We start from the raw sequence: 11711 nt of genomic DNA, 5'->3' as shown, positions 1-11711 counted from the left end.
CGTACGGGGGAGACGGTCACCGGTCGGGCGCGCAGCTCCCGAAGGCGCACCGAGAGGCACGTCACACAGCCCTGGGGCTTCCCGGACTCGCCGATGTCCACCGGGACCGGCTCGCGGCCGAGGCCCGCGAACGGTCCCGCGGTCTTCGGCGCGCTCGCCGCCATCGGCGGCCCGTCCCCGCCGGGCGGCACCACGACGGGCGTCGGCGCAGCCGTCATGCGGGGCGGATCCGGACAGGGCCACCCCGGGCCGCGGGGGATGCACCACCGGTGACGGCCTCAGCGCCCGGCCCGCCGCAGATGTTCCGCCGTGAAGGACCCGCCGGCGTGGAGCAACCGGGCCGGCGTGCCCTCGAACACCACCCGGCCGCCGTCCCTCCCGCCGTCCGGACCGAGATCGATCACCCAGTCCGCGCGGGCGACGACATCGAGGTCGTGCTCGACGACGATCACGGTGTTGCCCGCGTCCACCAGCCGGTCCAGCAGGCCGACGAGACCGTCCACGTCCGCCATGTGCAGCCCGGTCGTCGGTTCGTCGAGCACGTACACCACGCCCTTGCGGTGCAACCGGGTGGCCAGCTTGATCCGCTGCCGTTCACCACCCGAGAGGGTGGAGAGCGGCTGCCCCAGCGTGAGGTAGGTGAGGCCCACGTCCCGCAGGGCGCGCAGCCGGCGCCGCACGCCCGTGTCGTGGAAGAAGTCCAGCGCCTCCTCGGCGGTCATCCCGAGCACGTCGGCGACGGAGCGGCCGCCGACGGTCAGCCGCAGCACGTCGTCCTTGAACCGCCGCCCCTCGCAGGCGGGGCAGGTCGTGGTCACCGGGTCCATGAACGCCAGGTCGGTGTACATGATCCCGCGGCCCTCGCAGGTCCCGCAGGCGCCGCCGGAGTTGAAGCTGAACAGCCCCGGCTCCGCCCCCGTCTCCCGCGCGAAGACCTTCCGTACCGTGTCCATGATCCCGAGGTACGTCGCCGGGGTGGACCGCGCCGAGATGCCGATCGAGGACTGGTCGACCACCACGGTGTCACGGTGCACGGCGGCGAACTCGGCGACCAGTGTGCTCTTGCCCGAACCGGCCACCCCGGTCACGGCGGTGAGCACCCCGGCCGGGAACCGCACGGTGACCTCCCGCAGATTGTGCCGGTCGGCCCCCTTCACCCACAGCTCGCCCGTCGCCTCCCGCACCGCGTCCTTGACCGTCGTGCGCCGCCCGAGACACCGCCCCGTCAGGGTGCCCGAGGCGGCCAGCTCCCGCGGGGTCCCCTCGAACACCACCCGGCCGCCCTTGGCGCCCGCGCCCGGGCCCATGTCGACCACGTGGTCGGCCAGCGCGATGACGTCCGGGTCGTGCTCGACGACCAGCACGGTGTTGCCCTTGTCGCGCAGCCGCAGCAGCAGTTCGCCGAGGCGGTGCACGTCCCGCGGATGCAGTCCGGCGCTGGGCTCGTCGAAGATGTACGTCATCCCGGTCAGACTCGATCCGAGGTGCCGTACGGTCTTCAGCCGCTGCCCCTCGCCGCCGGAGAGCGTGCCCGTCTCCCGGTCCAGGCTCAGATAGCCGAGCCCGATCGTCTCGATCCGTTCCAGCGCGGCGACGGCGGCCCCGGCGACCGCGCCGGCCACCGGATCGTCGATCTCCCGCAGTGCGGCGATGAGATCGGTGACCTGCATGGCCGCGCAGTCGGCGATGGACCGGCCCCCGATCCGGGACGCCAGCGCCGCCTCGTTCAGCCTCGCGCCCCGGCAGGCGGGACAGACGCCCTCGGTCAGGAACTCCCGCACCATGTCACGGGTCTTCTGGCTCATCCCCGCCAGGTCCCGCTTGAGATAAAGCCGTTCGAAGCGGTCGGCGAGCCCCTCGTACTCGGTGGTCCAGGTGCCGCCCGTACCGTTCACGGTGACCTTGCTTCCGGGGCGCCCCCGCATCAGGAACCCCCGCTCGGCCGTGGTGAACTCACGCACCGGTTTGTGCGGGTCCAGCTCGTCGCTGTTGGTGTACGCCTGCCCCTGCCAGGTCCCCGCGGCGAACGGCGGGAAGCGGACCGCCCCCTCGGCGAGGGAGCGGTCCGTGTCGAGGATGCGGTCCCAGTCCGGCCGCACGGTCCGGCCCAGGCCGTCGCACGCGCGGCACATGCCCGACGGGTCGTTGAACGAGTACGCCGTCGCCGGTCCGGCGCTCGGCGTGCCGTGCCGCGAGAACAGCACCCGCAGCACCGAGTACACGTCCGTCATCGTGCCGACCGTCGACCGGGAGTGGCCGCCCACGGGCCGCTGGTCGACGACGATCGCGGGCGTCAGATCCTCCAGGGCCTCCGCGTGCGGCCGCTCGTACTTCGGCAGCCGGTTGCGGACGAACCAGGTGAACGTCTCGTTGAGCTGGCGCTGCGACTCGACCGCGATCGTGTCGAAGACGACCGACGACTTCCCCGACCCCGAAACGCCGGTGAACACGGTCAGCCGGCCCTTCGGGATGCGGAGCGACACGCCCCTGAGGTTGTTCTCCCCGGCTCCGGTGATGGTGATGAACTCGCTGGACTGGTTCATACCGCCGACGCTAGGCGGAATACCCGACAGCTTCTGTCGTGGTTTCCTTCAGCTCCCCCTCCTCCATCAGCAGCCACCGGGTGATGCCGATCGACTTCAGGAACGGCAGGTCGTGACTGGCCACGATCAGGGCTCCCTCGTACGACTCCAGCGCCGTGGTCAGCTGCCGGACGCTCGCCATGTCGAGGTTGTTGGTCGGCTCGTCCAGCATCAGCAGCTGCGGCGCGGGCTCCGCCAGCATCAGCGCGGCCAGCGCCGCCCGGAAACGCTCGCCGCCGGAGAGCGTTTCCGCCCTCTGGTCGGCGCGGGCGCCCCGGAACAGGAAGCGGGCGAGCCGGGCCCGGACCCGGTTGTTGGTGGCGCCCGGGGCGAACCGGGCCACGTTCTCGGCGACGGTCAGCTCCGGGTCGAGGACGTCGAGCCGCTGCGGCAGGAACCGCAGGGGCACATGGACGTCCGCCTCGCCCGCCACCGGCTCCAGCTCCCCGGCGATCGTCCGCAGCAGCGTCGTCTTGCCCGCGCCGTTGCGCCCGATCAGCGCCACCCGCTCCGGGCCGCGCAGATCGAAGCCGCCCACCCGGGCGCCGTACGCCAGTTCCAGGTCCATGAGCGTCAGGACGCCACGGCCCGGCGGTACGGCCGTGTACGGCAGGTCGACGCGGATCTCGTCGTCGTCCCGTACGGCCTCCACCGCGTCGTCGAGGCGTTCCCTGGCCCCGGCGAGCTTCTCCTCGTGCATGATGCGGTGCTTGCCCGCGGACTCCTGCGCCGCGCGCTTGCGCGCCCCCATGACGATCTTCGGCTCGCGCTTGCTGTCCCACATCTTCTGGCCGTACCGCTTGCGGCGGGCCAGCTTGACCTGGGCGTCGGCCAGTTCGCGCTTCTGCTTGCGGAAGTCGGCCTCGGCGACGCGCACCATGCGCTCGGCGGCCTCCTGTTCGACGGCCAGGGCCTCCTGGTACGCCGAGAAGCTGCCGCCGTACCAGGTCACCTCCCCGGCGCGCAGATCCGCGATCTGGTCCACCAGTTCCAGCAGTTCACGGTCGTGGCTGACCACGACCATGACGCCCGGCCAGCCCGCGACGGCCGCGTACAGCCGCCTGCGGGCGTACAGGTCGAGGTTGTTGGTGGGCTCGTCGAGCAGCAGCACGTCCGGGCGGCTCAGCAGCAGCGCGGCCAGCCGCAGCAGCACCGACTCGCCGCCGGACACCTCGCCGACGGTGCGGTCGAGACCGATGTGCCCGAGGCCGAGTTCGCCGAGCGTGGCCAGGGCGCGCTCCTCGACGTCCCAGTCGTCGCCGACGGTCTCGAAGTGCTCCTCGGCCACGTCGCCCGCCTCGATGGCGTGCAGCGCGGCCCGCCGGCCGGCGATGCCGAGGGCCTCGTCGACCCTCAGCGCGGTGTCGAGCGTCACGTTCTGCGGCAGGTACCCCACCTCGCCGGCGACCCGGACGGTGCCGTCGGCCGGCCGGAGCTCACCGGCGATCAGCTTCAACAGGGTCGACTTCCCCGACCCGTTGACGCCGACGAGGCCGGTGCGGCCGGGGCCGAAGGCGACGTCCAGGCCCTCGAGGACGGTGGTGCCGTCGGGCCAGGTGAAGGTGAGGGACGTACAGGTGATGGATGGTGTCATGCGGGCCTCCGCGGTTGCTCGGGACGATCAGGGGCAAACGCCTGTCGAGACACCGCGGGACGAGGACCGGCAGCCGGGAGGGAAGGCCTGGGCATGGAAAAGCCCTGTTCCGCAAGGACCGCAAGGACGGCTCGAACGCCGAGGTCGCACGCGACGTACACACCCGAGTGGTGTGACGCGGTGTCTCAGAACCTCAGACGAGCAACGTCCTTCTCCTATCGACGGCAACAGGACCGCTGTACACCGTAGGAGTGCCCGAAACGGCTGTCAACGGCTTTTCGGAGCACCACGTCACCGCCCCCGAGGAGGCCCCGTGTCCAACGGCCCGCTCTCGCTGCCGGCCCGCCTGTGCCTGCTGGTCTGGGACGCCGACCCGTCCCGGCAGGCCCCCGTGGTGCGGGCCGGAGCCCTCGCCGAGCTGGCCCGGCGGGGCCTGCTGGTCGACGACGACGGCATCGCCACACCCCGCGACCTCGACTCCCGGACCGGTGACCCGGTGCTGGACGGTCTTCTGGAACTGGTCAGCGAGTCCTGCCCGCACCGCTGGCGCGTCTGGGTGAGGCTGCGCGCGCGGTACACCCTGGACGCGGCCCGGGAGCAGCTGGTGGCCGAGGGAGTGCTGCGCGCCGAGAAACACCGGGTCCTCGGGGTGTTCCCCTCGGTGGACCACGTCCTGGCCGACACCGCCCGGGCGGAGGCGTTGCGCCGGGAGGCCCACCGCATCCTGGCCGGGTCCGCACCGGTGGAGGACGTCCCCGGGCCGACCGCGACCGCACTCGCCCTCGTGACCGCCGCGGGTCTGCCGCCGGCCCCGGCCGGCTCCTCCCGCGACGGGCGCGCGGAGACCCTGACCCGCCGGGCCGGATCGGCGGCGCCCGCGTTCGGCGCCGTCCTGCGCGAGCTGTGCGCGGGGCTGAGGGACGAGGCGCCGACGGCCTCGCTCACCAGGGGGCGGTGAGCCCTCGTCCGGCGAGGGTCCGCCCCATATGGGTGCGCCCCGTGTGCGTGCGCCCCACGGGGCGCACGCACACGGGGCGCACCCACATCCGCTTCCGCCCGGCGCCGTCGATCAGCGCCATGCTCCGGTGGGCGCGGACGGCGCTCCGTACGGACCCGCGCGCGTCCGTTCCGGGCCGACGGACCCGTCGCCGGGCCGCCGGGGCCGTCGGCCCGGAACGGCACGGACCCCGCCGACGACGTCCACGCGCCCGCCGCCCGTGACACCCGGCCCCGGCCCGCCGTGCGGGAACCGCCCGGCACGGGGGACGTGCAGGACGACGGTCACCCGCACGGCACGCCCTGCGCCCCTCGGGGCGCCGGGCGTCGGCCGTGCGCGTCAGGCGTCGCGCATCAGCTCCGCGAGATCGTGGTCCAGGTCGAGCCGGAGGTGCTCCAGACCGGTCGGCACCAGCTCGCCGGTGGCCTCCAGGAACCGGCGCAGCTCGCCCGAGCGAACGTGCACCACGGCGGTCCCCTCGGGGGCGTGGAACTCCAGCACGGTGCGGTCGTAGCCGTACGGCCGGACCCGTACGTCGCCGTCGCCCTCCGGCTCCTGCATCCCCGCGGCGAGCAGATCCCGGGCGAAGGTCCAGCAGACCTCCACACCCTCCAGGGTGGCGGGCGCGGGGAAGGTCATGCGGACGGCGAACGGGTCGTCGCGGTCGTAGTGCAGGGTGGCCGGGATGCTCGGCATCCGCGGCGCGGCGGCGACGAGACGGGCCTCGACGGTCTGCTCGATGACGGTGGACAACGCCTTGCTCCCTCGTGACGGCTGGACAGGCTTCCGGGGCGGATCGGGTCGGCTACTGGATGAGACGACGGAATCGGCCAATCCGTGCACACGAAGAGCGAGTGACCTCTGTCACCGCCTTCATGCACCCGAGTGACACGGGGCTTCTCGCGTGGTCACCGGGACACGCGCACCGCCCCGGAGGCCCTCCGGACGCCACCGGGGCGGTGGGCCGGCTTCGCCCGCCACGAGGCGCTCGGGAGCACGCGGCCGGCGGGACGGACGGGAAGGGGCGGGCCGCCCGCCCGGAGCACCGGCGCGTGCGGTGTGCCCTGATCGCCGCCGACGTGGGTACCCGTGCGCCGTACGCGAGAGGAAGTGAGCGACCATGCCACGCGGTTCCAGCCCCAAGCGGGAGCGTCAGTACGAGCACATCAAGGAGAGTGCCGAGGACCGGGGCGAGAGCACCGGACGCGCCGAGGAGATCGCCGCCCGGACGGTGAACAAGGAGCGCGCCCGGTCCGGCGAGTCGAAGACGGCAAGCCGCACCTCCACACAGGACATGTCGTCCGGCAGGCGCGGCGGCCGGCGGTCCGGCAAGGGCCCCCAGGGCCCCACGCGCGACCAGCTGTACGAGGAGGCCAGGAAGCGCGGTATCGAGGGCCGTTCGAACATGAACAAGGGGCAGCTCCAGCGGGCGCTCGGCAAGTGAGCCGCCTCCGCGCGGAGGGGACGGGCCGGAAGGCGCCCTCCGCGCGGAGCACGCGCGCCCCGTAGGCTCAGGGGCACCATGACGACCGTACGCACACCGGCCGACTGGCCCGTGACCGAGGAAGGGGCCCGCGCGGTCCAGGACGCGCTCCGCCCGCGGGTGGTGCTCGACGAACCGGGACCGCCGCCCGGGACGGGTCACGTGACCGGAGTCGACGTGGCGTACGACGACGAGCGGGACGTCGTCGCCGCGGCGGCCGTCGTCCTCGACGCGGCGACCCTCGACGTGGTCGCCGAGTCCACGGCCGTCGGCCGGATCTCCTTCCCGTACGTCCCCGGACTGCTCGCCTTCCGCGAGATCCCCGCCGTGCTGGCCGCCCTCGACGCCCTGCCGTGCCCGCCCGGCCTGGTGGTCTGCGACGGCTACGGCCTCGCCCACCCCCGCCGCTTCGGCCTGGCCAGCCACCTCGGCGTCCTCACCGGCCTGCCGACGATCGGCGTCGCCAAGAACCCCTTCACCTTCACCCACGACCGACCGGGCACCCCGCGCGGCAGCGCCTCCCCGCTGCTCGCCGGCCGCGAGGAGGTCGGCCGCGCCCTGCGCACCAGGGACGCCGTCAAGCCGGTCTTCGTCTCGGTCGGCCACCGCGTGAGCCTGGACAACGCCTGCGCCCACACCCTCGCCCTGACCCCTGCCCACCGCCTCCCGGAGACCACCCGCAGGGCCGACGCCCTGTGCCGCCGCGCACTCTCCGGGGCGCGAGGCGCGCAGAAGTCCTCGGCGGGGGTGCGATCCGGCGGGGAACGGGCCCGTGCGGTCTGAGTACCGCTCCTGAGTACCCGTACGGATGCCGGCCCCCGGCCCGCCCCGGCAGGCTGGCGCACATGACAACGCACCGTGCCGCCAAGCCTGTTGCCGCCGACGGACGGCCCGTCGAGCGGGCCGTGACCGTCGGGCTCACCCTCGCCGTACTGGCGGGACTGGGCTGGATCGCCGGGATGATCTACACGCTGGTCGAGTGGCCGCTGTGATCCTCCGCCCGGCCGGGCTCAGCGGGTCGCGGCGACGCGGAAGCGGATGCCCGCCGCGCGGAGGCGGTCGATCAGCGCGTCGCCCATCGCCACCGCCGTCGTGACCTGGCCGGACGTCGGCGGGAGGTCGTCGAGGGCCAGGCAGAGCGCCCCCTCGGCCAGCATCTTCGCCGTCTCGTCGTAACCGGGGTCGCCGCCCGCGACCTCCGTGTACACCCGGCGGCCGCCGCCCCCGCCGACGAAGCGGACGGTGAACCAGCTCCGGGCGCGCTTCTCGGGGCTCGGCCCGGTGCCCGGCCCGAGCCGGTCGGAGAGCCGGCGACGCAGCGGCGGGACCTGGGCCGCCGTCACCAGCGCGCCCACGGCCGCCACCCCGCCCACCGCCATCGGGAGCCGCCGCACGGCCGCGTGGTGCCGGTAGCGGAAGTCGGGGCCGTACCGGTCGAGCACCCTGGCCGAACGGCGCACGATCTGTGCGTCGACGGTCGGCAGGGGCAGGGCCCAGGCGCCGACCTCCGGCGCGTAGCGCGGCGCGCCCGCCGAGGCCGACACCCGGCGGCCCACCAGCCGCGGTTCATGGCGCCGGCGGTCCAGGGCCGCCGCGCGGAGTCCGCGGTGCCGGGCGAACTGGTTCAGGGCCGAGGCGAGGGTCCCGCCCGAGAAGGCCGCGTCGGCGGTCACGAAGCCGTCCACGGTCAGCGGCACCCCTTCCGGGAGCTGCCGCACGGTGAAGTACGCGCCCAGATCGTGCGGCACCGAGTCGAAGCCGCAGGCGTGCACCAGCCGCGCCCCGGTCTCCCGCGCGCGTGCGTCGTGCCGGACGTACATCAGGTCCACGAACTCCGGCTCGCCCGTGAGGTCGACGTAGTCCGCCCCGGTGTCCGCGCAGGCGGCGACCAGGTCCCCGCCGTACTCCACATAGGGGCCGACGGTCGTGGCGACCACCCGCGCGTGCTCGGCGAGGGCGCGCAGCGAGGCAGGGTCGGACACGTCCGCCCGCAGCAGCCCGACCTCCGCGCCGCCGGGCAGCTGCTCCCGCAGCCGCTCCAGCCGGTCCGTGCTGCGGCCGGCGATCGCCCAGCGCAGTCCGGCGGGGGCACGGTCGGCGAGGTACTCCGCGGTCAGTGTTCCGACGAAGCCGGTCGCTCCGAAGAGCACGATGTCGTACGGACGGTCCGTCCTGCTCAGCCTGTTCATGACACCCCTTGGTCGTGCAGCCGCGCCGCTGTCGATGGCCGAGGCTAGCGTGAGGGGTGCGGAGCCCGACGACGAGCCCGGAGGAAACCGATGACCGTGCCCCCGAACGCCCTGAAGGAGCGGGAGGAAGCGCGCGCCCGCGCCCCGGGGCCACCGGGAGCCGCCGGGCCCGCCGGGTACGGCCCGGGGGAGGCCGGCCGGGTGCGCGTCCCGCCGGGGCCCGGGGGCGCCCCGGTCGCCGGGCCGCTGTGCCCCGGACGGGGGAGAGCCGCCGCGCCGAAGCGGCCGGCGGCCGGACCCGGCGCACATCGGACCGGCGCGCGGAACGGAGCGCGGACCGGCGCCGCGCCGTAAAGTGGCCAAGCGCTTGCTCGCCCGGTCTTGTGCCGGGTGGGACACGTTCCTAACATCGAAGGTGTTACACCAGTAGTGTCACAGCCGATGGGGGCCCGATGACGGAGGCGAAGGCGCCGGGACACGGTCCGCTCGACGGCGTGCGCGTGATCGAGCTGGCCGGGATCGGGCCCGGCCCGTTCGCCGCCATGCTCCTCGCCGACCTGGGCGCCGACGTCGTACGCGTGGACCGCCCGGGCGGCCCCGGACTCGGGATCGACCCCGCCCTCGACGTGACCAACCGCAACAAGCGCTCCGTGCTCGTCGACCTGAAGGCCCCCGACGGCCCCGCGCGCGTCCTCGACCTCGTCGAACGCGCCGACGTCCTCATCGAGGGCTACCGCCCGGGAGTCGCCGAGCGGCTCGGCGTCGGCCCCGGGGAGTGCCGCACCCGCAACCCGCGCCTGGTCTACGGCCGGATGACCGGCTGGGGCCAGCGAGGACCCCTCGCCGACCGCGCGGGCCACGACATCGCCTACATCGCCCTCACCGGCGCCCTCGGCATGATCGGTGCCCCGGACGGGCCCCCGGCCGTCCCGGCCAACCTGCTCGGCGACTACGCGGGCGGCTCCCTCTACCTCGTCGTCGGCGTCCTCGCCGCGCTGCACCACGCGCGCGCGACCGGCACCGGACAGGTCGTCGACGCCGCCGTCGTGGACGGCACCGCCCACCTCTCCGCGATGATCCACGGCATGCTCGCCGCCGGTGCCTGGCAGGACCGGCGCGGCGCCAACCTCCTCGACGGCGGCTGCCCCTACTACGGCACCTACGAGACCGCCGACGGCAAGCACATGGCGGTGGGCGCGCTGGAACCGCGGTTCTACACCGAGTTCCTGCGCCTGCTCGGCCTGGACGACCAGGCCGGGGCCCACACCGACGTCACCCGCTGGCCGGAACTGCGCGCACGGGTCACCGCCCGCTTCAGGACCCGTACCCGCGACGCGTGGACGGCCCGTTTCGACGGCTCCGACGCGTGCGTGGCGCCCGTACTGTCCCTGCGCGAGGCCCCGCACCACCCGCACCTCGCCGCCCGCTCCACGTTCACGGACCACGACGGCGTCACCCAGCCCGCACCGGCCCCGCGGTTCTCCGCGACCCCCACCACCGTCCGCACCGGGCCCGCCCGGCCGGGCGCCGACACGGACGAGGTGGCCCGCGACTGGGACGTGCCCCGGCTGCTGTCCCCGACCCCGAAGCCCCCGAACCAGTGAAAGGCCCCCTCGTGAGCACCGAAGCGTACGTGTACGACGCGATCCGCACCCCGCGCGGGCGCGGCAAGGCCAGTGGCGCCCTGCACGGCACCAAGCCCGTCGACCTGGTCGTCGGCCTCATCCACGAGCTCCGCGACCGCTTCCCCGGCCTCGACCCGGCGGCCGTCGACGACGTCGTGCTCGGTGTCGTCGGCCCGGTCGGCGACCAGGGCTCCGACATCGCCCGCATCGCCGCCATCGCGGCCGGACTGCCGGACACGGTGGCCGGCGTCCAGGAGAACCGCTTCTGCGCCTCCGGGCTCGAAGCGGTCAACCTGGCCGCGGCCAAGGTCCGTTCCGGCTGGGAGGACCTGGTCCTCGCGGGCGGTGTCGAGTCGATGTCCCGGGTGCCGATGGCCTCGGACGGCGGCGCCTGGTTCAACGACCCGATGACCAACCTCGCCACCGGCTTCGTCCCGCAGGGCATCGGCGCCGACCTGATCGCCACCATCGAGGGCTTCTCCCGGCGGGACGTCGACGAGTACGCGGCCCTGTCGCAGGAGCGCGCGGCCACGGCGTGGAAGGAGAACCGCTTCGAGCGGTCCGTCGTCCCGGTGCGGGACCGCAGCGGCCTCACCGTCCTCGACCACGACGAGCACCTGCGCCCCGGCACCACCGCCGACTCGCTGGCCGGGCTGAAGCCGTCCTTCGCGGACATCGGCGAGCTGGGCGGCTTCGACGCCGTGGCCCTGCAGAAGTACCACTGGGTCGAGAGGATCGACCACGTCCACCACGCGGGCAACTCCTCCGGCATCGTCGACGGCGCCGCGCTCGTCGCCATCGGCTCCAAGGAGGCTGGCGAGCGCCACGGGCTCACCCCCCGCGCGCGGATCGTCTCCGCCGCCGTGTCCGGCTCGGAGCCCACCATCATGCTCACCGGCCCCGCCCCCGCCACCCGCAAGGCCCTCGCCAAGGCCGGCCTGACCATCGACGACATCGACCTCGTCGAGATCAACGAGGCGTTCGCCGCGGTCGTCCTGCGCTACGCGCGGGACATGGGGCTGTCCCTGGACAAGGTCAACGTCAACGGCGGCGCCATCGCGCTGGGCCACCCGCTCGGCGCCACCGGCGCGATGATCCTCGGCACCCTCGTCGACGAACTCGAACGCCAGGACAAGCGCTACGGCCTCGCCACGCTGTGCGTGGGCGGCGGCATGGGCATCGCCACCGTCGTCGAACGCCTCTGAACCCCGGCGACCCGCCACCTCACTCACGGAGACCTC

At 74.1% G+C, this 11711-nt stretch carries 10 protein-coding genes and 1 pseudogene; 6 read left to right on the top strand and 5 right to left on the bottom strand.

Annotated features, from left to right (window positions below):
* Positions 1–26 precede the first annotated feature (26 nt).
* From ACFY3N_RS14000 to ACFY3N_RS13990, 3 genes and pseudogenes are all read right to left on the bottom strand, one after another.
* Positions 27–224 (bottom strand): annotated as a pseudogene (locus ACFY3N_RS14000) (N(G),N(G)-dimethylarginine dimethylaminohydrolase); the annotation flags it as partial.
* Between the two features lie 54 nt (positions 225–278).
* A complete protein-coding gene (locus ACFY3N_RS13995) occupies positions 279–2543 on the bottom strand; it encodes an ATP-binding cassette domain-containing protein (protein ID WP_390816904.1) in 2265 nt (754 codons plus the stop codon).
* A 10-nt stretch (positions 2544–2553) separates the two neighbouring features.
* Positions 2554–4176 carry an ABC-F family ATP-binding cassette domain-containing protein gene (locus ACFY3N_RS13990; RefSeq protein ID WP_390816903.1) on the bottom strand — a complete coding sequence of 541 codons (1623 nt, stop codon included), beginning with the start codon at positions 4174–4176 and terminating at the stop codon, positions 2554–2556.
* Between the two features lie 313 nt (positions 4177–4489).
* On the opposite strand from ACFY3N_RS13990, the gene ACFY3N_RS13985 reads away from it, so the two are divergent.
* Positions 4490–5134 carry a GPP34 family phosphoprotein gene (locus tag ACFY3N_RS13985; RefSeq protein ID WP_390816902.1) on the top strand — a complete coding sequence of 215 codons (645 nt, stop codon included), beginning with the start codon at positions 4490–4492 and terminating at the stop codon, positions 5132–5134.
* A 378-nt stretch (positions 5135–5512) separates the two neighbouring features.
* On the opposite strand, the gene ACFY3N_RS13980 is transcribed toward ACFY3N_RS13985, so the two are convergent.
* The gene (locus ACFY3N_RS13980) at positions 5513–5926 is read right to left on the bottom strand and encodes an SsgA family sporulation/cell division regulator (RefSeq protein ID WP_030818754.1); all 414 of its coding nucleotides are present in this window, start codon (positions 5924–5926) and stop codon (positions 5513–5515) included.
* 367 nt (positions 5927–6293) lie between these two features.
* Here ACFY3N_RS13980 and ACFY3N_RS13975 point away from each other — a divergent pair, with 367 nt between their 5' ends.
* From ACFY3N_RS13975 to mmpA, 3 genes are all read left to right on the top strand, one after another.
* Positions 6294–6617 (top strand): plasmid stabilization protein, encoded by a 324-nt coding sequence (locus ACFY3N_RS13975; RefSeq protein ID WP_390816901.1) that lies wholly within the window; start codon positions 6294–6296, stop codon positions 6615–6617.
* 78 nt (positions 6618–6695) lie between these two features.
* Entirely contained in the window at positions 6696–7439 is a 744-nt protein-coding gene (locus ACFY3N_RS13970; protein WP_390816900.1) for an endonuclease V, read from the top strand.
* A gap of 62 nt (positions 7440–7501) precedes the next feature.
* Positions 7502–7648: a morphogenic membrane protein MmpA gene (gene mmpA / locus ACFY3N_RS13965; RefSeq protein WP_390816899.1), complete on the top strand. Its 147-nt coding sequence runs from the start codon at positions 7502–7504 to the stop codon at positions 7646–7648.
* 18 nt (positions 7649–7666) lie between these two features.
* Here mmpA and ACFY3N_RS13960 read toward each other — a convergent pair whose 3' ends face one another.
* On the bottom strand, positions 7667–8845 hold the full coding sequence (locus ACFY3N_RS13960; RefSeq protein ID WP_390816898.1) for a saccharopine dehydrogenase family protein: 1179 nt from the start codon (positions 8843–8845) through the stop codon (positions 7667–7669).
* Between the two features lie 452 nt (positions 8846–9297).
* Between ACFY3N_RS13960 and ACFY3N_RS13955 the strand changes: the two genes are divergently transcribed.
* Both ACFY3N_RS13955 and ACFY3N_RS13950 read left to right on the top strand, forming a co-directional pair.
* Positions 9298–10449, top strand: coding sequence for a CaiB/BaiF CoA transferase family protein (locus ACFY3N_RS13955; RefSeq protein WP_390816897.1), 1152 nt, complete (start codon positions 9298–9300; stop codon positions 10447–10449).
* 11 nt (positions 10450–10460) lie between these two features.
* Entirely contained in the window at positions 10461–11675 is a 1215-nt protein-coding gene (locus ACFY3N_RS13950) for an acetyl-CoA C-acetyltransferase (RefSeq protein ID WP_390816896.1), read from the top strand.
* Positions 11676–11711: the final 36 nt, after the last annotated feature.

Source organism: Streptomyces sp. NPDC000348 (genome assembly GCF_042898795.1).
Taxonomy (GTDB): Bacteria; Actinomycetota; Actinomycetes; order Streptomycetales; family Streptomycetaceae; genus Streptomyces.
Note: the sequence above shows the minus strand (reverse complement) of the source record. Positions and strands in the feature narration are given on the sequence as shown.

Bases quoted from the DNA above. Each gene is read 5' to 3' on its own strand.
- ACFY3N_RS13995 (WP_390816904.1), bottom strand. From the start codon at position 2,543: ATGAACCAGTCCAGCGAGTTCATCACCATCACCGGAGCCGGGGAGAAC.
- ACFY3N_RS13990 (WP_390816903.1), bottom strand. From the start codon at position 4,176: ATGACACCATCCATCACCTGTACGTCCCTCACCTTCACCTGGCCCGAC.
- ACFY3N_RS13975 (WP_390816901.1), top strand. From the start codon at position 6,294: ATGCCACGCGGTTCCAGCCCCAAGCGGGAGCGTCAGTACGAGCACATC.
- ACFY3N_RS13970 (WP_390816900.1), top strand. From the start codon at position 6,696: ATGACGACCGTACGCACACCGGCCGACTGGCCCGTGACCGAGGAAGGG.
- mmpA (WP_390816899.1), top strand. From the start codon at position 7,502: ATGACAACGCACCGTGCCGCCAAGCCTGTTGCCGCCGACGGACGGCCC.
- ACFY3N_RS13960 (WP_390816898.1), bottom strand. From the start codon at position 8,845: ATGAACAGGCTGAGCAGGACGGACCGTCCGTACGACATCGTGCTCTTC.
- ACFY3N_RS13955 (WP_390816897.1), top strand. From the start codon at position 9,298: ATGACGGAGGCGAAGGCGCCGGGACACGGTCCGCTCGACGGCGTGCGC.